The 22968-nt window shown below is 44.7% G+C and carries 23 protein-coding genes; 15 read left to right on the top strand and 8 right to left on the bottom strand.

What is annotated here, in order from left to right:
* Positions 1-11: 11 nt before the first annotated feature.
* The 3 genes from VX941_09340 to VX941_09330 form a co-directional block, all read right to left on the bottom strand.
* Positions 12-938: a flagellar motor protein MotB gene (locus VX941_09340; GenBank protein MEE2933611.1), complete on the bottom strand. Its 927-nt coding sequence runs from the start codon at positions 936-938 to the stop codon at positions 12-14.
* A 40-nt stretch (positions 939-978) separates the two neighbouring features.
* Positions 979-1839, bottom strand: coding sequence for a flagellar motor stator protein MotA (gene motA, locus VX941_09335; protein ID MEE2933610.1), 861 nt, complete (start codon positions 1837-1839; stop codon positions 979-981).
* 381 nt (positions 1840-2220) lie between these two features.
* Positions 2221-4614, bottom strand: coding sequence for a penicillin acylase family protein (locus VX941_09330; protein ID MEE2933609.1), 2394 nt, complete (start codon positions 4612-4614; stop codon positions 2221-2223).
* Between the two features lie 101 nt (positions 4615-4715).
* On the opposite strand from VX941_09330, the gene VX941_09325 reads away from it, so the two are divergent.
* Entirely contained in the window at positions 4716-5498 is a 783-nt protein-coding gene (locus tag VX941_09325; protein ID MEE2933608.1) for an enoyl-CoA hydratase-related protein, read from the top strand.
* A gap of 59 nt (positions 5499-5557) precedes the next feature.
* On the opposite strand, the gene hemB is transcribed toward VX941_09325, so the two are convergent.
* Entirely contained in the window at positions 5558-6538 is a 981-nt protein-coding gene (gene hemB / locus VX941_09320; GenBank protein MEE2933607.1) for a porphobilinogen synthase, read from the bottom strand.
* A gap of 138 nt (positions 6539-6676) precedes the next feature.
* The gene (locus VX941_09315) at positions 6677-7975 is read right to left on the bottom strand and encodes a PLP-dependent transferase (protein ID MEE2933606.1); all 1299 of its coding nucleotides are present in this window, start codon (positions 7973-7975) and stop codon (positions 6677-6679) included.
* Between the two features lie 440 nt (positions 7976-8415).
* Here VX941_09315 and VX941_09310 point away from each other — a divergent pair, with 440 nt between their 5' ends.
* Together VX941_09310 and VX941_09305 are read left to right on the top strand one after the other, a co-directional pair.
* Positions 8416-9447: a TauD/TfdA family dioxygenase gene (locus tag VX941_09310; protein ID MEE2933605.1), complete on the top strand. Its 1032-nt coding sequence runs from the start codon at positions 8416-8418 to the stop codon at positions 9445-9447.
* Between the two features lie 285 nt (positions 9448-9732).
* Positions 9733-9936 carry a hypothetical protein gene (locus VX941_09305; protein ID MEE2933604.1) on the top strand — a complete coding sequence of 68 codons (204 nt, stop codon included), beginning with the start codon at positions 9733-9735 and terminating at the stop codon, positions 9934-9936.
* Between the two features lie 79 nt (positions 9937-10015).
* On the opposite strand, the gene VX941_09300 is transcribed toward VX941_09305, so the two are convergent.
* Positions 10016-10441 carry a MucR family transcriptional regulator gene (locus tag VX941_09300; GenBank protein MEE2933603.1) on the bottom strand — a complete coding sequence of 142 codons (426 nt, stop codon included), beginning with the start codon at positions 10439-10441 and terminating at the stop codon, positions 10016-10018.
* 404 nt (positions 10442-10845) lie between these two features.
* Between VX941_09300 and rpiB the strand changes: the two genes are divergently transcribed.
* From rpiB to VX941_09250, 10 genes are all read left to right on the top strand, one after another.
* The gene (gene rpiB / locus VX941_09295) at positions 10846-11280 is read left to right on the top strand and encodes a ribose 5-phosphate isomerase B (protein MEE2933602.1); all 435 of its coding nucleotides are present in this window, start codon (positions 10846-10848) and stop codon (positions 11278-11280) included.
* A gap of 23 nt (positions 11281-11303) precedes the next feature.
* Positions 11304-12614 carry a serine hydroxymethyltransferase gene (gene glyA / locus VX941_09290; protein MEE2933601.1) on the top strand — a complete coding sequence of 437 codons (1311 nt, stop codon included), beginning with the start codon at positions 11304-11306 and terminating at the stop codon, positions 12612-12614.
* Between the two features lie 36 nt (positions 12615-12650).
* Complete coding sequence (nrdR, locus tag VX941_09285; GenBank protein MEE2933600.1) at positions 12651-13112, top strand: transcriptional regulator NrdR; 462 nt, start codon at positions 12651-12653, stop codon at positions 13110-13112.
* Positions 13096-14211: a bifunctional diaminohydroxyphosphoribosylaminopyrimidine deaminase/5-amino-6-(5-phosphoribosylamino)uracil reductase RibD gene (gene ribD, locus VX941_09280; protein ID MEE2933599.1), complete on the top strand. Its 1116-nt coding sequence runs from the start codon at positions 13096-13098 to the stop codon at positions 14209-14211. The genes nrdR and ribD overlap by 17 nt, the downstream gene beginning before the upstream one ends.
* 9 nt (positions 14212-14220) lie before the next feature.
* Positions 14221-14835, top strand: a complete 615-nt coding sequence (locus VX941_09275; GenBank protein ID MEE2933598.1) for a riboflavin synthase — start codon at positions 14221-14223, stop codon at positions 14833-14835.
* Positions 14832-16001: a 3,4-dihydroxy-2-butanone-4-phosphate synthase gene (gene ribB / locus VX941_09270; GenBank protein MEE2933597.1), complete on the top strand. Its 1170-nt coding sequence runs from the start codon at positions 14832-14834 to the stop codon at positions 15999-16001. Before VX941_09275 ends, ribB begins: the two co-directional genes overlap by 4 nt.
* 17 nt (positions 16002-16018) lie before the next feature.
* Entirely contained in the window at positions 16019-16486 is a 468-nt protein-coding gene (ribH, locus tag VX941_09265; GenBank protein MEE2933596.1) for a 6,7-dimethyl-8-ribityllumazine synthase, read from the top strand.
* A complete protein-coding gene (nusB, locus tag VX941_09260) occupies positions 16483-17004 on the top strand; it encodes a transcription antitermination factor NusB (GenBank protein ID MEE2933595.1) in 522 nt (173 codons plus the stop codon). Before ribH ends, nusB begins: the two co-directional genes overlap by 4 nt.
* Positions 16988-17950, top strand: coding sequence for a thiamine-phosphate kinase (gene thiL, locus VX941_09255; protein ID MEE2933594.1), 963 nt, complete (start codon positions 16988-16990; stop codon positions 17948-17950). The genes nusB and thiL overlap by 17 nt, the downstream gene beginning before the upstream one ends.
* 116 nt (positions 17951-18066) lie before the next feature.
* Complete coding sequence (locus VX941_09250) at positions 18067-18537, top strand: hypothetical protein (protein MEE2933593.1); 471 nt, start codon at positions 18067-18069, stop codon at positions 18535-18537.
* A gap of 3 nt (positions 18538-18540) precedes the next feature.
* Here VX941_09250 and VX941_09245 read toward each other — a convergent pair whose 3' ends face one another.
* Positions 18541-18786, bottom strand: a complete 246-nt coding sequence (locus VX941_09245) for a hypothetical protein (GenBank protein MEE2933592.1) — start codon at positions 18784-18786, stop codon at positions 18541-18543.
* 150 nt (positions 18787-18936) lie between these two features.
* Between VX941_09245 and VX941_09240 the strand changes: the two genes are divergently transcribed.
* Both VX941_09240 and VX941_09235 read left to right on the top strand, forming a co-directional pair.
* Positions 18937-20136, top strand: coding sequence for an MFS transporter (locus tag VX941_09240; GenBank protein MEE2933591.1), 1200 nt, complete (start codon positions 18937-18939; stop codon positions 20134-20136).
* 142 nt (positions 20137-20278) lie between these two features.
* A complete protein-coding gene (locus VX941_09235; protein ID MEE2933590.1) occupies positions 20279-22375 on the top strand; it encodes a sodium-translocating pyrophosphatase in 2097 nt (698 codons plus the stop codon).
* A 66-nt stretch (positions 22376-22441) separates the two neighbouring features.
* On the opposite strand, the gene bamE is transcribed toward VX941_09235, so the two are convergent.
* Positions 22442-22897, bottom strand: a complete 456-nt coding sequence (gene bamE, locus VX941_09230; GenBank protein MEE2933589.1) for an outer membrane protein assembly factor BamE — start codon at positions 22895-22897, stop codon at positions 22442-22444.
* Between the last annotated feature and the right edge of the window lie 71 nt (positions 22898-22968).

The raw sequence follows: 22968 nt of genomic DNA, 5'->3' as shown, positions 1-22968 counted from the left end.
ATTCAGAGACCTTAAGAATTTTTTTTGTGCCGAATTAGTAAAATATCGATTCGGCTATTCCGAGGGGAATCAGGATTTTTTGGGTCAAGTAACTCTTGGTCGGCGCGTCCAGCTATTCTTTCTATTCGCTTAGGGTCGATACGGTATTTGGTTAGTGTTTTGCGTACCGAATTAGCGCGGTCGCTTGACAGTTCCCAGTTTGAGTAATTCTGTTGGCGTTTTTCACCTCTACCCGTGTGACCGGTAATGCGGAGATGGTGGGGAAGGTCACGCAGTATAGAAGATATGATAGCAAATAATCGTTCACCTTTTTCGGTAAGTATTGAATTCCCAGAAGCGAATAGTCGTGTATTTTGGTGGTCAAATAAAAGAATTCGCAGGCCCTCTGGGGTAATCCCTATAAGCAGGCTTTCGCGCAAGTCGGAGATCTCAGAAATTTCTTGTATTGCTTTTCTTAAAGACTCTGCAGTTGTCTCAAATTGTTCATTTTCTAATTTGTCACGCTTTGAGTCAGCCCCCTTTGTGTCGCCGCCTTCCCTTGGTTCCGGAACCCGCTCTCTCTCGTCTGCAGAGCCAGTTTTAACACTACCAAAAGTAGGCATTGCTGCCTTAACGCTGGGTGGGGATCCTGGCGACTTTAGAGCCTCTTGAGAATTTAATGAAAGGCCTGCCATAGCACCTCCGCTACCTGTCTGCACTTTCGATATGCCTACTGGCTCGTAAAAATCAGATATACCCTGTTTGGTGGACTCGGTGGTTACGTTGAGAAGCCATAACAATAAAAAAAATGCCATCATAGCGGTGACGAAATCGGCGTAGGCTACTTTCCACGCTCCACCATGCGGAGGCGCGGGAAGGATTTTCGTTCTCTTCACGACGATAGGGCCTTTGGCTTTTAATCCCCCTGATCCTGCATCTAACAGCTGTTCGTCTGCCATGGCTTTGACAATACTTCCTTTAATGTTCTTAAAAGATCAGTTAAATGGGCTCTAGTTTGTTCACTTCTTCCTCTAGTTCCGAGAATGTTGGTCGCACTCCACTCATGAGCGTTTTACGAGCAAACTCAACTGACACGGCAGGCGCATATCCTTGCAAATGTGCAAGCATTGCTACTTTCATTACAACAAAGTATTGGTGATCTTCTTCATCATTGCCCTTAATTGCATTTGCAATCGGGCCAAAATAACCATAACAAAGCAGAATACCGAGAAATGTTCCCACCAACGCTGCAGCGATAAGGCCACCTAATACCTCAGGCGGTTCGGTAATTGAGCCCATGGTTTTGATTACGCCCAAAACGGCGGCTACAATACCCAAACCAGGGAAAGATTCCGCCATAACATTAACGGCGTGGCTAACGCGGTGTACTTCTAAATGGTGTACATCAAGCTCTTGATCCATCAATGTTTCAACTTCAAGGGGATTGTCAGTACCTAAGGTCATTAGTCTTAGATAGTCGCACATAAATTCAAGAGCATGATGATTAGCCATAACGCCCGGGAACTCTTTAAATAAATCTGAACTCTCAGGCGCATCCACATGTGCCTCTAATGCTAGCATACCTTTTGTTTTAGCCAGCCGAAGAACTTGAAAGAGCAACGATAATAACTCAACGTAATCTTTTTTCTTAAATTTTGGTCCTGAAAGTGTCTGCGCGAAAGCACTTAGTGTTCTCTTCAGTACCGCAGGTGGATTGGCAATGATAAAGGCGCCAACTCCTGCTCCACCGATAATGACTAACTCAAATGGTTGGTTTAAGACGGCGAGTTTGCCGCCTAACGCCATGTAACCTCCGATTACGCAGAGAGTAACAAACACAGTTCCTATTATAATAAGCATTGTAGCCCTATCCGCAGTGGGAGATTATTTAATCAGGTATCAATGTAAGGAAAAAGCGCTGATATTGTCTACTACGCAATTTAGAAAATATGGCAGGTTATATAACTCCTGTTGTGCGAAGACTATAATCCCAGAGAACAAAGACTCACAATTTCTCTGATATTTATGTTTATTAAGGCTCCAATGTGGCTCTGATCCTGCGGTTGCTAAATAAATTTCATCCTTTTCCTAGTGGGCAAAGCATATAGGGAGGCTCTTAGGACTTCCATGGAAAAATCTAGTTTTTCATGTCTGTTGCAACCTGCTAATTTAGCAACACCAAATAAGTGTTTGGAATGCACAAAATAAATCGAGTTGATTCGTATGCTGTTTAAAATGTCCTTAGCTTTGTATTACGGGATTAAGACGTAACAATCCAACTGCACTTTTTCTTAACGTGTTACGTGTGCCAGAAATATTTATATATAAGCCATCTCGCCATTTCCTATTGAAGTTGCTGTAATGCCTTGAGAAAATATTTCCGGATTGTCCTGTTGCAGTAATAAACCTGCTTTGACTCAACTTGCTCAAGTCGTAAATAGCCCGAAATCCAGCGCCGTGCCTGTGCAAAAATGAATCCGAAGCATCGTTGTTAAAATTGGTTTGTCCTCTGTTCAACGTATGATCTCCGCCACTTGTGCTAATTTCAAGATTAGCAAAGTTTCTCAGCAGGGGGACTTGATCAAATATTCTGTGTTTGAAAAAAGCTTTGTGTTTGGTACCCCACCGCCATTGATAGGCATTATTGCCGTGTTGTTTTATGAGTTGTTTCATCGTAAGGCTGAAACTCTTTTCCAGCGCTTCAGAGCAATTTTCGACCTTAATAGTGGTCGTTTGCACGTTGCACCAGATAGGCTTTTGTGAAAGCACAAGGATAAGGAAGTTGGGCTTTGGCCCCATGTCCATTAAGTCAAAAGGCCGCATCAAATGCACCATGAAATTTCTGACCCAAGTATTGTATATGAGTGGTGCGCTACTGTTACGTCGCATGTGAAAATCCCAATTTTTAAGGATTTTGATAGCTTTATTGTTCATTAAGTCATTGGGAAGTTTAGCTAGCATGAGCGGCAGTAATTTAGCAGCTGCAGATGAATAGGTATCCATTTGCCACGCTGCACTAGTATCCAACGTGTGCGCTTGGGAAACCTGCGCTAATTGGTGCAATCTTTCCGCACGGTATGGAGCATCCCAATCCTTTGTGATGATATGTTTAGGGTTTTCTGACACTAGTCGATTGTTGGCGTTGCCTAGAAAACCAGAAGGAGGATTTTTGCGCTGTGGCAAGCTATCAAAAGGAACTGTGCCAATCCATGTGCTCTCGAGAGTTTTTCCGTCAGCCGGCCATCGTCCATCCCAGCCGTTTCTAATTGGAATTATGCCTGATGATATCATGCCTATATCCCCTTTTCGGTCTGCAAAGAAGATATTCTGATGCGGACTGTGAAAAAGGTCTGTTGCTGTTTTGAAATCATCCCAATTACGTGCTCTGTTAATTTGCCACATCGCCTCATATGTGCGGTCGCTTTTTCGGATATGTGTGCTTCTTAGGGCTAGCACTTGACCATGGGGCAGTAATTTCCTTGTGGGTACAATATCAGAGATAATAATTCCGTTACGGCTAGAGCGTACTTTAATGTCTATTGGAGTTTGGCCTCTTATTTTTATCTGCTCTTTCCGGATATCGAATACACGAGCACCTTGCGGTGTCATATACATGTCACGGTGACCTGGGATGAGTGTTTCAATAAACAGGTCTTGTGTGTCTCCTCCTGCAGTTGTAAGCCCCCAAGCAATATTTTTATTGTGACCTATAATTGTAATTGGCGCCCCTGGAACTGTGGCACCCACAACCTCAGTATTGGGTGTAATTATTCGGGCTAGATACCAGAGTGAGGGGGCGCTAAATGCCAAATGAGGATCGTTGGCAAGAATCGGTTTTCCCGTGTCGGTACGCATACCCGAAACGACCCATGCATTTGATGCAGGGTGCGGGATTAACATTTCTGGCACCACGTTTTTCAACCGAGTGCTGTTAGGAAATATTGTTTTTGTGAGATTAAGTGTTGCTTTGCTGGTATTAGAGCGTGGCCAAAAATCTTCTATTTGAGGCTTGTTGAACTTCTCACTCAATCGCAGCCGTAACAATTCTTGCCACCAATTCTGTGATAGTTGGAAAGCCATCATACAGGACCAAACCAAGCTGTCTGCTATCGACCACGGTTCAGGTCGGTGTCGTAACATGACAAACTCTGGAGAAAGTGGCCCCCGATGATTATTTATATGGTAATTTATCCCTGCGACATAGGCGGTCATATGTTGGTATAACTTTGGGGGAAGAGATCCAACACGATCTTGTGCGGTTTTATAAAACCCTAAAGTTCTAGTATATTTATCAAATTGTAATGCCGAATGGCCAAGAATCTCGGAAAGGCGGCCTGAACCTGTACGACGCATAAGCTCCATTTGCCAAAGTCTGTCTTGAGCGTGGGTGAGACCCAGAGCAAAGAAAGCGTCTTTCTCATTCTTAGCAAAGATATGAGGAACGGCATTTTTATCCCGGATGATCTCTACAGGTTGAGAAACAGTTTTTGAGAGGAATGTACCGTTTATGGTGGGCAGTGAGCCCCTCAACCAAATAAATGCACCGAAAACCAAAAACAGAGAAAAAGTGATCAATATAATAAGGCCACGTGTGACAAAACGTTTGATCTTCTGGGAACTTTTAAATTTTATCATTTGATTTCTTATGCTGGCAATGTGTCAATATTCGACGCTACTATAGACGCGAAAGCTATTTAATAAAGTTGGTATTCGAATGAAATTATTAAGGTGTTGATATGGCAAACTTAGATGATTTGGTTAAGGTAGAATTTTTAGATAAGGGTGGACTTGGTAGAATTGCTTGCGTGACCTTTAACAACCCAAAAAAGCGGAATGCATTGGGTCTTGCCGGAAAACAGCGGTTTGTAGATATCATGGCCGAGCTCAAGCACGATGATTCACTTCGGATACTCGTACTTACTGGCGAAGGTAATAAGGCGTTTGTTGGTGGCAGTAATCTAGATGAAATGCGACACTATGATTCTATTCAAGGCGAACGCTCCTCTACACTCACACATTACGCATGTGACGCTGTCAGAACGTTTCCTGTTCCGGTTATAGCGCGTATAAATGGTCACTGTTTTGGGTCTGGAATGGAAATTGCGGCAGCTGCAGATATGCGTGTGGGAGCAGATCATGGCAAATATGGCATGCCCGAGACGCGATTTGGGATTCCATCAGGAATGGAAGCTTGTTTGTTGCCACGTTTGATTGGTTGGGGAAGGACGGTCGAACTAGTTCTTACTGGCGATCATATCACCGCCGCAAAAGCCCATGACTATGGATTTTTGCATAAAATTGTCCCTTTTGCTGAGCTCGACAAAGCTGTCGGGGAATGGACAGATTCGCTGCTACTTTGTGGCCCAAATGCTATACGTGTGCAGAAAGCACTCATTAATAATTGGGAGAGAATGGCATTTACAGATGCTGCGAAAGTTGGAATCCAAGCGATAGCGGGATGTTACTCCACTGATGAGCCCCGGTCTCTAATGACGGCCTTTGTAAACAGAAATAAATAGCTATTTCTCAATTCTGTCATTATCACAAAGTCTAAAGTCAGTATTTTGGCCCACTTCCGTCAAGTTAAATCCCGGTCTAACAAGGCAGCTGCCTCCAACGCGGAGTAACTTATAACGCCATCTGCTCCTGCGCGTTTAAACGACAATAATGCCTCGAGCATTGCTGTGTCATGATCAATCCAACCATTTTGTGCCGCAGCCTTAAGCATCGCGTACTCCCCACTCACTTGATAGACGAACGTTGGCATGTGGAAAGTATTTTTTATCTGATGAACTATGTCTAGATAAGGCATTCCTGGCTTTATTAGAAGCATATCAGCCCCCTCAGCAACGTCGAGTGCTGCCTCACGCAAAGCTTCATCAGAATTAGCTGGATCCATTTGATAAGTTTTTTTATCGCCCTTCAATGTGATTTGGGATCCTATTGCATCTCGGAACGGCCCATAAAATGCCGATGCATATTTTGCGGAGTACGACATTATACGAACTTGTTTAAAGCCCTCAGAGTCCAGTGCTTTACGGATCACACAGACACGGCCATCCATCATATCGGATGGCGCTATCGTGTCACATCCAGCGTCAGCTTGCGTTATTGCTTGCTTGGCAAGCACTCCCAAAGTCTCATCATTTAAAACCACTTCTCCATCTACAAGGCCGTCCTGCCCATGGGTAGTGTAAGGATCGAGAGCTACGTCACAAATTACCAACAATTCAGGTGTGTTTTTTTTAATTGAGCGTATGGCTCGGCATATTAAGTTATTTGGATTGTAAGCTTCTCTTCCGTCTGCAGTTTTAAGCTCTTGATCAGTGCAGGGAAAAAGTGCAACAGCCGGGATCCCCAATTTAAAAGCAGACTCAGCGCATTGTGGGACCAAGTCAATAGACAGTCGATCGATGCCAGGCATGGTTGCAATGGGCTCGCATCGGTTTTTACCGTCAATTACAAATATTGGCAGAATTAAATCATTAGGGGTTAGATGGTTCTCCGCAACTAAGCGACGGACCGACCCGGAGCTCCTATTCCGGCGCATGCGTACCATTGGAAAACGAGCCTCGGTTACGCTATTTGTGCAAGCCGTAGAATTCTGCGATGCCAGAGTGTTATTGGCCTTCGGCATATTATTCTCCCGAGATTTGAGTAATAACCTTATTTTAAAGTGATAAGCACAACTTTTTATTCAGGACATCTTCGCAAGGGCATTGGCAAGATCTTTTATTATGTCATCTATGTGCTCAATTCCTACAGACAAACGCACATAGCCTTCTGTAACGCCGCTTGCAATCTGGTCCTCAGACGTTAATTGTGAATGGGTAGTTGTTGCTGGATGTATTGCGAGTGAGCGAGCATCTCCAATATTAGCGACATGATAATGCATCTCGAGAGCATCTATAAAGGCCCGACCTCCCTCTGCGCCGCGCTTAAGTTCAAATCCTACGAGTCCTCCATTGCCGCCCGAGAGATATTTTTTGGTTCGTTCTAGCTGCACCTTATCGGTGTGGTGCGTAGGGTAGATAACATTTGCAACCTCTTTGTGAGATTGAAGAAAATCCGCGACCATTGCTGCGTTTTTTGAATGTTCACGAATACGAAGTGCAACAGTTTCAAGCCCTTGGAGAAACATAAAAGCATTAAATGGACTCATTGCAGCGCCAAGATCGCGAAGCAATGTTACTCGCATCTTCAAAATATAAGCGATAGGCCCAAGTGGTTTGACTGCTTCAGTCCACACAGCGCCGTGATACGAGGGGTCTGGTTTGTTTAACATCGGGAAGCGATCAGCGTTAGCTTCCCAATCAAAATTACCGCTATCAACAACCAGGCCGCCGATTGAGGTGCCGTGGCCACCAATATATTTTGTCGTGGAGTAAACAATTATTGAAGCGCCGTGATCAAATGGCCTACATAAAACGGGGCATGCAGTATTATCCATTATCAAAGGTACCCCATACTTATTTCCAATTTCTGCTACTTCTGTTATCGGAAAAACACAGAGTTTCGGATTCGGCAATGTTTCTGCGTAATAGGCCCTCGTTTTTTCATCGGTTGCACGCGCAAAAGCTTGCGGATCCTTTGGATCAACGAAGCGAACTTCTATCCCCATTGTGCTGAGTGTATTGGCAAATAGGTTCCAAGTCCCTCCGTAAAGGTCGGTCGAGCTAATAATGTTATCGCCGACTTGAGCAATGTTTTGAATGGCTAACGCAGAGGCGGACTGGCCCGATCCTAATGCTAAGGAGGCGGCTCCTCCCTCTAGTGCTGCCACGCGCTGTTCGAGCACATCTGTCGTTGGATTCATTATTCGAGTGTAAATATTACCCAACTCTTTTAGCGCAAATAAATTTGATGCATGTTCCGTATTATCAAATTGATAGCTAGTGGTTTGGTAAATAGGCACCGCAACAGCTCCCGTAGTAGGGTCGGATCGATAGCCTGCGTGTAAAGCAACTGTTTCAGGATTTTTTGAGTGATGGGGCATGACGATCTCCTTAGTTTTTCTGTGCGTGGTGTCGAGAAGACTATCGGTAACGTTCGCTGTCAAGTGTATGTCGGGGTCTAGTAGCGCTTGAAGGGAAAAAGTTGAGACACATCATTTAAAATTTATTTTGCAAGATTTAACTGAGTTCTTTGTTGTGCATCTGAACACAGTGAATGTCGTGGATAACAGAAATATGTAAGGGCACCAATTGTATTTATTATACCTTTCTTTGTAAGCTTTCTTTTCTGCAAATTATTCAAATCAATCCTAGAGCATCTAGAGCAAAATAAGTCAGAACGAATTTTTCAATTACCAAGATTACCGACCGTTAAAATGATCGTTCGAGGCTTTTGCTTTTATCGTGGTGCGGCATTTTGTTGTTTTAAATTATGTAATTAGTAAAATATAACTCAGGAAAGTAATATAGAGGGTTGCTTTACATGACGGACAAGATACCGCCAAGGGCAGAAAGCCCTGCTGTATGGACTGCGGATGATATGGAGATAGATAGGTCTTGGATCATTAACCTGAGTGAGGTGGATCTCAAAGAGCTCAATACCGCTACTTTGAAATTACATGAACGGGGTATCTCGCCGCTTGAATTTAGGCAAAGTGACTTTCCGCTTCCTACTCTTGCTCCAAAAATTGCCAGTCTGCTTAAGGAGATAGAGTATGGTCGTGGTTTCGCATTATTGCGGGGATTAAACGTCTCAGATTATTCTCTGGATCAATTATCAGTTTTGTACTGGGGCCTTGGAACACATCTTGGCGAAATCATTTCCCAAAACAGTCAAGGTGAGTTGTTGGGGCGGGTCACCGATATGGAAGGTGGAAAATTTGTCAAAGGTGGATACTATGAGCAGGGTGTTCGTGGTCATCGAACCAGTGCATTCTTACCACCTCATTCGGATTCATCGGATGTTGTTGGTCTTATGTGTGTGCGTCCAGCTAAAAAAGGTGGAGAGAGTTGGATTTCCTCGTCATTGGCTGTCTACAATGAAATACGGTCGGAGCGCCCTGACTTGTTAGAGCCCTTATTAGCTGGATTTCGGTACGACCTTATTGGTAAGGGGCGCACCGCTGGCGAACTTACTAATAATCGTATCCCAGTCTACAGTTGGTACGAGGGATTGCTCTCATGTAGATTTAATAAGCAACAAATTGAGCTTGGGGCTAAACGTGCAGGCGAAAAATTAACGGAATTACAGCAGGAAGCGATAGGTTTATTTGAGGAAATTGCTTTATCCGATAAATTTCTTTTGCGAATGCTATTTGAGCCTGGAGACATTCAGCTTCTAAATAATCACACAACAGTTCACAGCCGGGGGCAGTTCGTAGATTTTGAAGAGGCTGAGAAACGTCGACTCTTATTACGTTTGTGGGTAAATATTCCAAATGGTCGTCCACTAGCACCTGAGTATGCTGATAGACTTAATACTGGTGGACGTGGTGGTGTAACTAAAAGGTTGTAGATGCATTTATTATGCAGAGTAGCCGTTCTATGTGTACTCTGCTAGTTTGGACTCTGCTGTATGTTATTAAAACACAAAGTGTAATTTAATGTCGTATACCATTATCGATAAAATCTCGGAATGCCAAGGGTCCACCCGTTGTATTCTTTGATAATTTATTAGAACTAAGGCGGGCGAAAATTCATACAATTAGAGGTATTCGCTGCGCAAATGTAAAGCAGGGCAGAGAGCAGACTTGCATGCGATCTTTTTGAAATTTAACACCTTGGTATGTTAGCCTGATTTATGACGAAACAAGAAGAGCACGGTGTTATTATTGAAATGATTGGAGCCGGTCGATACGTTAAAGTGACGGCGGTTGATACACGAACGGGTATAGAGGCCGTTATTGTGGGAGACCCAAGACGCGGCGACAGGGCCCTTCGAATGGCAGCACATAAAAAACTTCAATACGTCTTGAAGAAGAAGGCTGATAAGGGCTCAATTTAAAATTTTTTTGTACAATTAAAAAAAAGCCGATCGCGATGATCGGCTAGGTTGAATTTTTTTCTAATTATCGTTGAAAAGATTACACGACAGTACCCGCTGTGTGGCCTAAACCAATTTTTTTTGCGAAAGCGGAGCGCTGGCGCGAATAGTTTGGGGCAACCATCGGATAGTCAAGAGGTAACCCCCACTTGGCACGGTATTCTTGGGGTGTCATTCCGTAAGCTGTTCTGAGGTGACGCTTTAACATTTTCAGTCTTTTGCCATCTTCCAAACAGACTATGTAGTCTGGAGTGATTGATTTTCTGATAGCAACAGCTGCTTTTGAGCGTACGGTGATCTTTTGGCCGCCATCAAGTTTTTGTAGGGACCCATACACAATTTGAATAACATCGTTCAATTGAGTTGGCGGCAAAGTATTATTGCCGACATACGCAGAAACAACGTCAGTAGTCATGCGTAGAATATCAGTCTTTTGATCATTTTGATTTATCATTTGTTGGCGCATCACCCATGTTCCTGAGTTTTTATTAATATTATTAAATAATTCACACAAAAAAAAATGAATGTCAATATCGAATATAAATATTATATATTTCTATACTTTAAATAAAGTGAAATAAGATATAATGATTATTCATTCGGAAGTATTGCACCACATATACCAATAAAATTATTACACAACGCAATATAAAGTAGAAATAAATCCAATTATTACATTCGCGTCTAAGTTGCTTGCGTAAATTTTACTATTCTTGCTGTATATTTGTGTCTTAAGAAAAGAAATATTTTAGGTTTGAAGTTTTGCTAAACGAAACCTTGTGTTAGATTGGCAAGACGGCGCGATATGTGGTATCCAATTTGAAGTTATTTAATACTCGCTGTTGTTTTATAAAAACGGTTAAAGAGTAAATGGTTAAAGAGACTACTCTAATTGCCTCCGATCATGCTGGCTTTGAAATGAAAGCAATAATTGGAGTGCGGTTGAAAGATCTAGGATTTGGAGTTCTTGATTTGGGCACCAATAAGACTGAGTCAGTCGATTATCCTGATTTTGCAGACGCAGTAGCATTGGCGTTGCTTGAGCGAAGGGCTTCGCGGGGTGTACTGATCTGTGGAACCGGGATTGGTATATCAATTGCGGCAAACCGGCATCGTCACGTACGCGCGGCATTGTGTCATTCGGCAACCGATGCTCGTTTTGCTCGCGCTCACAATGATGCTAATGTGCTTGCGCTAGGTGCTCGAACCACAGGTATAGAAATAGCTCTCGATTGCCTTAGTATCTTTATACAAACGCCCTTTGAAGGTGGCAGACATCAAAAGCGCGTGAAGAAATATTCTTAAATACAAGAGGGGCTTATTGAAAAATGGCAGAGGCCAGAACAGCTGAAATTTTTGAAGACGGTTTTTTTACCGATAGTTTACAGGGAAGTGACCCTGATTTGGCCGCAGCTATTGGTTTCGAATTGTCAAGGCAGAAGCATCAAATCGAGTTGATTGCTTCTGAAAACATTGTAAGCCGCGCAGTGCTACAAGCGATAGGGTCTGTTCTCACAAACAAATATGCTGAGGGATATCCAGGACGCCGGTACTACGGCGGATGTGAACATGTCGATATCGCTGAAGAGCTGGCGATTGAGCGGGCAAAAAAATTATTTGGCTGTGCATTTGCTAATGTTCAACCACACTCGGGCGCACAGGCTAATAATGCAGTATATTTAGCGACGATTAAGCCTGGTGATACGATTATGGGGTTGTCGCTAGCCGCAGGCGGTCATTTGACTCATGGGGCTCCTCCCAACCAATCAGGGAAATGGTTTAATGCTGTGCAATATGGTGTACGTAAAGATAACGCTTTGATCGATTTCGATGAAGTTACATCTCTTGTGGAGCAGCATAAGCCGAAGTTATTGATTGCGGGAGGATCGGCGTATCCGCGCATTATCGATTTTGCAAAATTCCGTGAAATTGCCGACTCGGTGGGCGCTATTTTTATGGTTGATATGGCGCACTTTTCGGGTCTCGTGGCGGGTGGCGTTCACCCAAGTCCATTTCCTCATGCACACGTTGTCACAACTACAACACATAAAACACTACGGGGGGCTCGAGGTGGCATGATCCTCTGTAACGATGAGGAGTTAGGGAGGAAATTTAATTCCGCGATTTTCCCGGGTACCCAGGGAGGCCCCTTGATGCATATGGTTGCTGGGAAAGCGGCGGCCTTTGGTGAGGCACTAAAGCCATCCTTCAAACTTTACGCACAAGGGATTATTGATAATGCGAAGACACTAGCTGAGACCTTAACTGCTGGCGGTTTAGATATTGTATCCGGAGGTACTGATACGCATTTAGTGTTGGTAGATCTTCGTCCTAAGGCGTTAACAGGTAATGTAGCAGAGAAAGCATTAGAGCGTGCAGGGCTTACTTGCAACAAAAATGGAATTCCTTACGACCCTGAAAAACCGATGGTAACATCTGGCGTTCGCCTGGGGACACCTGCGGGAACGACGCGTGGATTTGGACGGGCCGAATTCCGAACTGTCGGAGAGCTGATTGTCGAGGTTTTAGATGGTCTTGCTTCCAACGGTGATAGTGGGAATAAAGTTGTAGAGACATCTGTGCGTGAGCGCGTTGATGCGCTATGTATGCGATTCCCGATTTATCCGAATGAATTTTGATTTTGGCCGAACTCGGTTATAGAGGAGATTTGAGCCATGCGATGTCCGTTTTGTAGTCACAATGATACTCAGGTAAAGGACTCACGACCCACGGAAGATAATGCGGCGATAAGGCGGAGACGCTTTTGTCCTAACTGTGGCCAACGCTTTACTACTTTTGAACGAGTGCAGCTTCGTGACTTAACTGTGGTTAAAAAAAATGGGCAGAGAGAGCCATTCGATAGAGATAAGTTAGTGCGTTCTATGAGCATTGCGCTTCGAAAGCGTCCGGTAGAACCTGACCGAGTTGAACAAGTAGTTAACTCTATTGTCCGGCGCTTAGAAAGTACCGGCGAGAGCGACGTCAATGCTGATTTAGTGGGCGAATTAATAATGGAAGCCCTTGCTTCGTTAGATAAAGTTGCGTACGTGCGTTTTGCATCAGTCTATCGAAATTTCCGCGAAGCCAAAGATTTTGAAGAATTTATTACTGACGAGCTCGGTGCTGACAGGAATTAATAGCCAGGATTTACGCTTTATGCGTATCGCCTTGGCTTTGGCTCGGCGGGGTTTGGGTAACGTTTGGCCCAATCCAGCCGTTGGGTGTGTTTTGATCAAAGACGACGTAATTGTCGGGCGAGGTTGGACCCAGCCTGGCGGGAGGCCTCATGCAGAAACTGAGGCTTTGGCTCGAGCAGGTAAAACGTCTATTGGAGCCACTGCTTATGTTACTTTGGAGCCTTGTTGCCATCAGGGTGAGACACCTCCTTGCACTGATGCCCTAATTGAAGGCGGGGTTTCTCGGGTTGTTGCAGCAACTCACGATCCTGACCCGCGGGTTTCCGGGAAAGGAATAGCTAAACTACGATCATCTGGGATCGAAACGGTGGTGGGGGTTTGTGAGAGCGATGCATTAGAATTGAATGCAGGGTTTGTCTCTCGTGTAACGCAGGCCAAGCCGTTGGTGCACTTGAAGATAGCTTCAACTCTGGATGGGAAAATCGCAACATCTAGGGGTGAAAGTAAGTGGATTACAGGTTGCGAAGCACGACGGCGTGTTCACGCTATGCGAGCTGAAGTTGACGCCGTGCTAATTGGCATTGGCACAGCACTAATTGATAATCCCAAACTAACGTGCCGGCTTGCAGGAATGGAAAGCTTGTCTCCAACTCGCATAGTACTTGATCCGCGTTTAGAGCTTCCATTGACTTCAGAACTTGCCAACTCTTGCAATGATATACCTACCTGGTTGATTACAGGGTTGGGCGCGGATACGAAACGACTTTCTTTATTACGGGGTCTAGGCATTGAGGTTATCCAAATTGCGTCCGATGAAAATGGCCATGTTGATTTGCAAAAAACGCTCTCCGTGTTGGCGAAATATGGGGTCACTAGGCTCCTCATTGAGGGTGGAAGTGAGATTGCATCAGCTTTTTTACGTTTAGGATTAGTGGATAAAGTTTCGTGGTTCCGAGCTGCAACTATCATGGGTGGAGACGGGATTTCAGCCATGGCAGGCTATGGACTTTCGGAGTTAAAAGATATTCAAAATTTTGAACATTTGTCTGTCGAACGAGTTGGAAACGATTTGCTGGAAACTTATCTGCAGCCGGCATAGATTAGGAATATGTTTACAGGTTTAATACAGGACGTGGGCAAGGTTCGCGGTATCGAGAAAACAGGTGATACGCGGATTGAAATAGCCACTGAGTTTAATTTGAGTGAAGTGGCGATTGGTGCGTCCATTGCGTGCTCTGGGATTTGTCTTACTGTCACTGAGAAGAAGTCGAGCTGGTTCGCAGTTGAAGTCTCGGCGGAAACCTTATCCAAAACCACGTTGGGTGATTGGCAAAAAGGGCATCTTGTGAATCTTGAGCGGTCTCTAACGCTCGGAGACGAACTCGGTGGTCATCTCGTGTTTGGGCATGTAGATGGGGTTGCTGAAATAGTTTCTCGTTTACCAGATGGTGATAGTACCCGATTTCAAATTCTACCTCCTCGTGATTTAGCAAAATTCATTGCGCCTAAAGGGTGCATTACCGTAGACGGGGTTTCACTCACTGTTAATGAGGTAGAAGATTCTAAAAATAAGACGATTTTTGGTATCAACATAATTCCTCACACACTGGAACACACAGGTTTTGGACAAACGATGCCTGGAGATAGAGTAAATCTTGAGGTTGATATGTTAGCCCGATATGTTGCTCGGCTTCTGCCAGATGTAGATGAAGGCAAGACATGAGCGAAGAAACAAAAAACATAGAGAACAATACCAAAACAAAGAAACGAAAAGCAGGAGAGTTAGACTGTCTTTCACCAATAGAGGATATTATAGAGGATGCCCGAAACGGGCGTATGTTTATCCTTGTTGATGATGAGGAACGAGAGAACGAAGGAGACTTGGTTATACCCGGGCAGATGGCAACACCAGATGCAATAAATTTTATGGCAACACATGGCCGTGGCCTCATTTGCCTTGCTCTTACACAAACTCGCTGTAGTCATCTTGGCCTCGACTTGATGAGCCAGAAAAACCAAAGTCGTCATCAAACCGCCTTCACTACATCAATTGAAGCACGTGAGGGAGTGACTACGGGTATTTCTGCGCCTGATCGTGCTCGAACTATTTCCGTAGCTATTGATCCAACGAAGGGTATGGCAGATATAGGCACTCCCGGACATGTTTTTCCACTAATGGCACGAAAGGGTGGTGTGCTTGTCCGTGCTGGCCACACTGAGGCTTCCGTCGATATAGCCAGACTTGCTGGACTCAATCCGTCTGGGGTGATCTGCGAAATTATGAATGAAGATGGAACTATGGCCCGGCTCGGTGACTTGGTGTCATATGCACAATTTCATAACTTGAAAATCGGAGCTATAGCAGACCTCATTGCTTATCGTAGGAAACACGATCGGATTGTCGAAAAGTTAGCGGAAAGTAATTTTTCGAGTGCTTATGGAGGAGAATTTAGATTATTTATTTATGTCAACAGGGCTGCTTATGCCGAACACATAGCGCTAGTCAAAGGTGATATTACAGCAGGAAAACCAACACTTGTGCGTATGCACGCTATCAATTTCCTCGACGACGTGATGGGAAATCTCAAGGGTGAACGTGCTGGCGATTTGCACCGCGCTATGGAATTGATTGGTGAGGCGGAAAGTGGGATTGTTGTTATTTTGCGCGAGCCGTATCCGACTCAGCTTTCCGATCAACTTGCCCAACCCTTAGACGGTAGTCTCCCCGAAGGCTCGATAAAACCGCCTCTTAGAGATTATGGTGTGGGGGCTCAGATACTATTAGATCTGGGGGTAACCGATATGATTTTGTTATCAAATACTAAACGCTCGGTTGTCGGCTTAGATGGGTACGGCTTGAAAATCGTTGGCCAGAAGCCCATCACATGACTTTTGAGTAGAGGATAATGGCAGAGAAAATTAAACCACATATAATGATAGTAGAGGGTCGCTACTACGAGAGGATTCAAGATTACTTGCTCGAGGGCGCCGTTAAAATGCTAGATGAATTGGGGGCATCACATGAAACTTTTAGCGTTCCAGGTGCTTTTGAAATTCCGGCAGCCATTGCCTTTGCGGCAAAAACTGACGTTGCGACGGCGAGTGGGCACCAATATGATGGATTTATTGCTTTAGGGTGCGTAATTCGTGGTGAGACGTCCCATTACGAACATATTTGTGGGGAGGTTTCCCGAGGACTTATGGATCTTTCTCTCCGCCATTCACTTGCCATTGGCTTCGGCCTGCTTACATGCGAAAATCGCGAGCAAGCCCTTGTGCGTGCTGCTGTCAACCAAGGTAATAAGGGTGGTGATGCAGCGCGTACATGTATTAGAATGTATGAACATAAACGTTTTTTCCTAATGAACTCATGAATATTGCCAAGTTCTATATGGCTCCCGCTAGAAGGGCGGCACGCCTTGTCGCGGTGCAATCTCTTTATGAAATGGAACTTAGCGGAAAGCCTGCTGACCAAGTGCTGAATGAAGTTGCTCGTCGACGAGATTGCAATAATCCTCAGAATTGCGAAACGGAAGACCAGCTGGCTTGGCCACCAGCTGAGACCGACATGGCATTTTGTGGTGAATTAGTAAGGGGTGTTAATGCAAATTACGATAGTATTGACAATTTAATAAGGGGAGCAATGGTTGCCGGCCGAGCTCCTCGACAGTTAGAAACAATCCTACGGACCATTTTGCGTGTGGGGACCTATGAGCTTGGCCAGAGGCATGATATCGACCCACCTGTTACGATAAGCGAATTTGTAGGGTTAGCCGAACGGTTTTTTTCTGAAAAGGAGCCTGCTTTGGTTAACGGACTTTTGGACCGCATTGCGCGTGACCTGCGCCCGGATGAAATGATGGGGATGCACTCTGATGTTGGGCAAGGGTGAGTTTGGACGTATTCGTGACTTACTTGCTCCTTTGTCGGGAAAAGGGGCTTTCGACCTCGAGGATGACGCTGGAGTGCTATCTGAAACACTGGGTCACGAAATTGTGGTTACGACTGATACCATAGTATCTGGAGTGCATTTTCTAGGTAGCGAGCCTCCCGAAGAGATCGCGGCTAAATTATTACGGGTAAATCTTTCTGATCTCGCTGCTATGGGTACCAAACCAATCTGCTACACCCTAAATTGGTCCTTGCCGTCAAGCTTTGATGATGAATGGGTCAATTCGTTTTGTGCCGGTCTCAAAGTCCAACAAGAAATATTTGGTATTTATTTGTTGGGTGGCGACAGTACGTCGACGCCAGGACCAGCCTGTTTAACGGCAACGTTATTCGGCCATGTGCCCCATGGGCAGGTCCTTCGTCGCGCAGGGACAAAGCTGGGCGAAACAATTTTTGTAAGTGGCACCATTGGTGATGGTGCGCTAGGGCTTCTCGCCGAGCAGGGAATGCTTGCAGATCTTGACAAAGCCTTGGCCCGGAATTTGATTGGGCGTTACCGGATTCCGGAACCTCGCATTGGGTTGGGTATAGCGCTTCGAGGAAGAGCCAGCGCGGTGGCTGATATATCCGACGGATTGCTTGCGGATATTGGACATTTGACAGAATTAGCAGGTCTTGGGGCAGAAGTAAAAATGTCGGAAATCCCTCTTTCCACTGGGGCCCGTAGCGCTTTGGCTAAAAATTGTGAACTTTGGCAGGTAATTGTAGGTGGGGGCGATGATTATGAACTTGTATTCACGGGTCAGTCTGGCTTAGCCGATTCACTCATTAATATCGGAGTAAATATTACTGCAATCGGCAAAATAACCGCAGAGCCAAGTGTGAGGCTTCTTGGTGCTAATGGAGATATAATGCAAGTGAAAAAAGAAGGATATTGCCACTCCTGATTAATGTTGTTGTATTTTGTTATCAGGTAAAAATTAAAGGTTTAGTAGCCCGGGAAAGATACTACAGCAAATTTGGGTTATTCGAATTTTTTGTGTTACTTGGGGCACTCACAAATATGCCGAATGATGGGAAGATTATGCACTTATATCGTATTGGATTTCTGACACTGCTATTGTTTTTTTCAATAGCACCGGCCGCGTGTGCTGTTGAGGAAACTAAGACTTTGGCAGAAGATAATCCAGAGTTTTTGCCAATTCCCAGTCTTGCTGTCCCTGTTGTGAGAGAGGGACGGGTAGAAAAATATATTTTCTTAACGGTAACCTTGGAGATGATAGATTCTGATGCAAAAGATGTGGCGGAGCTTTACGTTCCTCGAATAAAGGATGCGTTCTTTAGCTCTTTATTTAACTACTTTGGGTCTTTGCGGCCTGGAACACCCGGGGTGAATATACGGTCGGTTAAGGCCCGCCTTATGCACGCTGGAAAGCGTGCCATAGGAGAGAATAAGATTAAGGCAGTTTTAATACAAAAAGCTTTTGAGCAGAATGTAAGTATTCGAGCAACAGATGTAAAAAAGAGTCAGTGATTCTCAATTTTCTGGGGGAATTAATTCTTGCACGCAAACTTTTTCTACTAAATGATTGCGTGCAATATCAGTGAGGTGGACACGCTTTTCCTCATTACTTAGTGCTGCGCCTATCCCTTGCGTAAGCGCCAAGACTATAGATTGATCAGTCATATCAAGCCAGTAAGCCCGGCGGATTAATTTATCCTCCGCATCTCTTGCAAATGGATCATCTGGGTTTTTTCCTAAATCGGGTTTGTAGAAATTCATAACGTTACACCTCTTTTTAACGTTTTTGTCGCTGTCATGTTGTGTGCCTTGCATTTTTTGGTTTGTCTAAATTAAATTACCGTATGACTAAAGGCATGTTATCGCTGATACCAGCGTCATTCAATTAATCAGTTAGGTAGTAGCAGCATAATGACTGCATCTCATGACCCTTCGGTCTACGATCCAACAAAGAAAAATGTTCTTATACTATCGGTATGTCTTGGCATGGCGATGACTGGTACTTCTATGGTGCTGACTATATCGGCATTAGTTGGTATTACATTGGCTCCCGACCCCGCTCTCGCAACGGTACCTTTTGGATTGCAATGGGTAATGACCGTCTCGAGCACTGTACCTTTATCACTTCTGATGCGCCGTTTCGGACGCCGACCGGTCTTTATCTGTGGTCAATTAGTCGGTTGCTGTGGAGCCGCGATTGCAACATTTGCAATTTTTTATCAGAATTTTTACTTTTTTGCGTTAGGCAGCGCCATAATGGGTATCCACAATGCTTGCTGGCAATATTATCGGTTTGCTGCTGCAGATACGGCTAGCGAGGCTTTTAAGGGGCGTGCCATATCTTATGTAATGGCAGGTGGTGTATTTGCTGCCATTGCAGGCCCCGAACTAGCAAGTCGGACATATGGACTTTTTGAACCCGTGTTATTTGCCGGAGGATACTTCACAATTTGCTTTATTACTTTTGTGACCTCTGTTCTTCTCTTTGCCATAGATATTCCCAGGCCGCAGCCACGCGAAGGACGAGCTGGTAGACCGTTGGGTGTTATAATTCGTCAACCCGTTTTTATTGTGGCGGTTCTATCTTCAATGCTTGGTTATGGGCTAATGAATTTGTCTATGACCTCAACCCCGTTAGCAATGAAGGTGTGTGGCTTTGTGGTCGAGGACACAAAATGGATAATTCAGGCACATATCTTAGGGATGTATTTGCCCAGTTTCTTCACTGGAAATCTCATAAACCGATTCGGTATTTATAATATTTTAATTGTGGGAGCAGTCCTGATGATTGGTGCAGCTTCAATAGCGATGTCAGGAGAAACTCTAGGTCATTTTGCCCTAGCCTTAACTGTCCTCGGTCTTGGATGGAACTTCCTATTCATTGGAGGAACAACTCTTTTAACTGAGGCTTACAAGCCAGAAGAAAAGGAAAAAGCCCAAGGCTGCAATGACTTGCTTGTATTTGGCACTGTCGTATTGACCGCTTTTTTATCCGGCACTGTCCAACATTTGATCGGCTGGACTGCGGTAAATGCAGCGTTAATCCTGCCCGCGTTCTTCGTTGTCGCAGCCGTGTTTTGGTTGCGGCAACAACAAGCTAACGGTTTTTAAACAACTAAATGTTTAGTGTGGTTGCCTTCGTCATGTGCTTCTGGCATGGTCTTCTTAGTTATAGTGTAAGATTAGGAAAGCACTACGTCGCAATATTTGTTTTAAAACGAAGTTATCAGAAAAACGAAAGTAGGTTTGAACGATGCTTAACATTGTCATCGGGTGCGGTATCCTTGCCGTTCTTTATGGTATTTTTATAAGCCGTCAGGTGCTGAGTGCGGACGCAGGCAGCAAGCGAATGAAGGAAATTGCCTCAGGTATTCAAGAGGGGGCTGCTGCCTATCTCAACCGACAATACACTACTATTGGAATGGTTGGCGCTGCCATAGCATTAATCCTTGTTTATTTATTTAACTGGCATGTGGCTATAGGGTTCGTAATTGGTGCTGTCTTGTCAGGAGCTGCAGGCTATATCGGCATGCACATTTCAGTTCGAGCAAATGTTCGAACTACTCAGGCCGCGAGTAACGGGCTTGCAGAGGGATTAAAGGTTTCTTACCAAGCGGGATCCGTGACAGGGATGTTAGTGGCCGGCTTAGCCTTACTTTCCGTTACAGGCTATTATAAATTTCTTATCGAAAGTGGAGCTAGTGAGCGTGGTATCGTTGATCCATTAGTGGCCCTAGGGTTCGGCGCCTCACTTATATCCATATTTGCACGACTTGGGGGTGGAATTTTCACGAAGGGTGCGGACGTTGGAGCTGATCTCGTTGGCAAAGTTGAGGCTGGAATTCCTGAGGATGATCCGCGTAATCCAGCAGTGATTGCTGACAATGTAGGTGACAATGTAGGTGATTGCGCAGGTATGGCTGCCGATTTATTTGAGACTTATGTTGTAAGCGTAGTCGCAACTATGGTGCTAGCTCAGATCTTTTTCTCGGGAACGGCCGAAGGACAAATGATGGTTTTCCCATTGGTCATTGGCGCAACATGCATAGTAACTACAATAATCGGAAATTTTTTCGTAAAGCTGGGCGCTAACCAAAGCATAATGGGCGCTTTGTACAAGGGTTTTATTGCATGCACAGTTCTCTCAGCAGTGGCTCTGTACTTTGTTACGGATGAGGTAATAGGCTTGAAAAGCAGCTTCATTATATCGGGCCAATCTGCCACCGGCTTAGATCTTTTCTATTGCGGAATTATAGGATTGGTCACTACCGGTCTAATTGTTTGGATTACCGAGTACTACACTGGTACAGAATATCGCCCGGTCCGTTCAGTTGCTCAGGCATCTACTACCGGCCACGGTACAAATGTCATCCAAGGACTAGCGATCTCGATGGAGGCAACAGCGATACCGGCAATTATTATCTGTGCGGCCATAGTAGGAACTTTTTTGCTAGCCGGCCTTTTCGGAATCGCAATTGCTGTGACCACAATGCTTGCGCTCGCTGGCATCGTGGTTGCTCTCGACGCGTATGGGCCTGTCACTGATAATGCTGGTGGAATTGCAGAAATGGCCGAACTAAAAGAAAAAGTTCGGAAAACTACTGATGCATTGGATGCGGTGGGCAATACCACTAAAGCAGTGACAAAAGGATATGCTATAGGATCCGCAGGATTGGGTGCATTAGTTTTGTTCGCCGCTTATACTCAAGATCTTCAGCATTTCACGTCTAATTCAGATCAATTTAAATATTTCGCTGGAGTGACAGTAGACTTCTCTTTGTCGAATCCATATGTGGTTGTCGGCCTTTTTGTAGGTGGGCTTCTCCCCTATTTGTTTGGAGCTCTCGGCATGACTGCAGTAGGCCGGGCGGCTGGTGCTGTCGTTGTTGAGGTACGGCGCCAGTTCAAAGAGATAAAAGGTATTATGACAGGCAAGGCAAAACCGGAATACGGTGCCTGCGTGGACATGTTAACCAAGGCCGCAATCAAAGAAATGATTATTCCATCGATGCTTCCGGTATTGTCACCAATCATACTCTTTCTCGTGATCCAAGGCATAGCTGGTAAATCTGCCGCGTTCTCTGCGCTTGGAGCAATGCTTCTTGGGGTCATTGTGACCGGGCTATTTGTAGCTATTTCGATGACAGCAGGAGGCGGTGCCTGGGATAACGCTAAAAAATACATCGAGGATGGTAATCATGGAGGTAAGGGGTCTGATGCACATCATGCAGCGGTTACCGGGGACACTGTCGGTGATCCTTATAAAGACACTGCTGGCCCCGCTGTAAATCCCATGATTAAAATTACGAATATCGTGGCGCTTCTTTTATTGGCAATGTTAGCGCACTGACCTTTTGAAATGGAGTAAAGAAGAAACCCCTGAATGATTGGTTGGGGGTTTCTTTACTCTTTTTTTTTAATCACCCATTGGTATTCCCAAACCAAGATTTCCAAACATCTGCTCCCAAAATCCTAGTTCTTGCCCGGTCGTGCGCGTCTCTCGTTTGACCAAATCGACATCACGCCGGTCGCCTTTCTGGTATTTTTCTAAGTGTTGGACCTTACCGCGCGGGGTGAAATATATAGCTATAACTCGCTGATCAACTATGTTTTCAGGCAGAAAAGCCCATTGGGATGTTTCACGGCTGATATAATACCAAACCTGCGAATCAAACGTCCCTTTAGTGGAGGGATTTCCGAGTATCCTTACAACTTCTTCTCTGCTCGTTTCACCAATTTTGATCTTAGAAATTTGTGATTCGGTCGGCTGGTTTCCGCGCACAGCGGTTTTCGTTGAACAGGAGCTTAAAGTTGCCGTTATAATTATCATAAGACCTGCAAGTAATGAGTATTTTTTGATGGTCTGTTTCATGTTACTTTATTTTTCCATTATAGCGCGGTGGTAATTCAATGTTGGAAAGAGTGCTCAATGTTTAAACTTGG

This window comes from Pseudomonadota bacterium, assembly GCA_036339585.1.
Taxonomy (GTDB): Bacteria; Pseudomonadota; Alphaproteobacteria; order UBA8366; family UBA8366; genus UBA8366.
This window is presented reverse-complemented; position numbering and strand designations above follow the sequence as displayed.

Excerpts from the sequence above, each read along its gene's own strand:
- VX941_09245 (MEE2933592.1), bottom strand. The coding sequence starts at position 18,786 with ATGAATTTCTACAAACCCGATTTAGGAAAAAACCCAGATGATCCATTT.
- VX941_09340 (MEE2933611.1), bottom strand. The coding sequence starts at position 938 with ATGGCAGACGAACAGCTGTTAGATGCAGGATCAGGGGGATTAAAAGCC.
- hemB (MEE2933607.1), bottom strand. The coding sequence starts at position 6,538 with ATGGTACGCATGCGCCGGAATAGGAGCTCCGGGTCGGTCCGTCGCTTA.
- VX941_09325 (MEE2933608.1), top strand. The coding sequence starts at position 4,716 with ATGGCAAACTTAGATGATTTGGTTAAGGTAGAATTTTTAGATAAGGGT.
- bamE (MEE2933589.1), bottom strand. The coding sequence starts at position 22,897 with ATGAAACAGACCATCAAAAAATACTCATTACTTGCAGGTCTTATGATA.
- ribH (MEE2933596.1), top strand. The coding sequence starts at position 16,019 with ATGGCAGAGAAAATTAAACCACATATAATGATAGTAGAGGGTCGCTAC.
- VX941_09300 (MEE2933603.1), bottom strand. The coding sequence starts at position 10,441 with ATGCGCCAACAAATGATAAATCAAAATGATCAAAAGACTGATATTCTA.
- motA (MEE2933610.1), bottom strand. The coding sequence starts at position 1,839 with ATGCTTATTATAATAGGAACTGTGTTTGTTACTCTCTGCGTAATCGGA.
- VX941_09315 (MEE2933606.1), bottom strand. The coding sequence starts at position 7,975 with ATGCCCCATCACTCAAAAAATCCTGAAACAGTTGCTTTACACGCAGGC.
- VX941_09240 (MEE2933591.1), top strand. The coding sequence starts at position 18,937 with ATGACTGCATCTCATGACCCTTCGGTCTACGATCCAACAAAGAAAAAT.
- VX941_09235 (MEE2933590.1), top strand. The coding sequence starts at position 20,279 with ATGCTTAACATTGTCATCGGGTGCGGTATCCTTGCCGTTCTTTATGGT.
- VX941_09330 (MEE2933609.1), bottom strand. The coding sequence starts at position 4,614 with ATGATAAAATTTAAAAGTTCCCAGAAGATCAAACGTTTTGTCACACGT.
- rpiB (MEE2933602.1), top strand. The coding sequence starts at position 10,846 with ATGGTTAAAGAGACTACTCTAATTGCCTCCGATCATGCTGGCTTTGAA.
- nusB (MEE2933595.1), top strand. The coding sequence starts at position 16,483 with ATGAATATTGCCAAGTTCTATATGGCTCCCGCTAGAAGGGCGGCACGC.
- VX941_09305 (MEE2933604.1), top strand. The coding sequence starts at position 9,733 with ATGACGAAACAAGAAGAGCACGGTGTTATTATTGAAATGATTGGAGCC.
- ribB (MEE2933597.1), top strand. The coding sequence starts at position 14,832 with ATGAGCGAAGAAACAAAAAACATAGAGAACAATACCAAAACAAAGAAA.
- VX941_09275 (MEE2933598.1), top strand. The coding sequence starts at position 14,221 with ATGTTTACAGGTTTAATACAGGACGTGGGCAAGGTTCGCGGTATCGAG.
- VX941_09250 (MEE2933593.1), top strand. The coding sequence starts at position 18,067 with ATGCCGAATGATGGGAAGATTATGCACTTATATCGTATTGGATTTCTG.
- nrdR (MEE2933600.1), top strand. The coding sequence starts at position 12,651 with ATGCGATGTCCGTTTTGTAGTCACAATGATACTCAGGTAAAGGACTCA.
- VX941_09310 (MEE2933605.1), top strand. The coding sequence starts at position 8,416 with ATGACGGACAAGATACCGCCAAGGGCAGAAAGCCCTGCTGTATGGACT.
- thiL (MEE2933594.1), top strand. The coding sequence starts at position 16,988 with ATGTTGGGCAAGGGTGAGTTTGGACGTATTCGTGACTTACTTGCTCCT.
- glyA (MEE2933601.1), top strand. The coding sequence starts at position 11,304 with ATGGCAGAGGCCAGAACAGCTGAAATTTTTGAAGACGGTTTTTTTACC.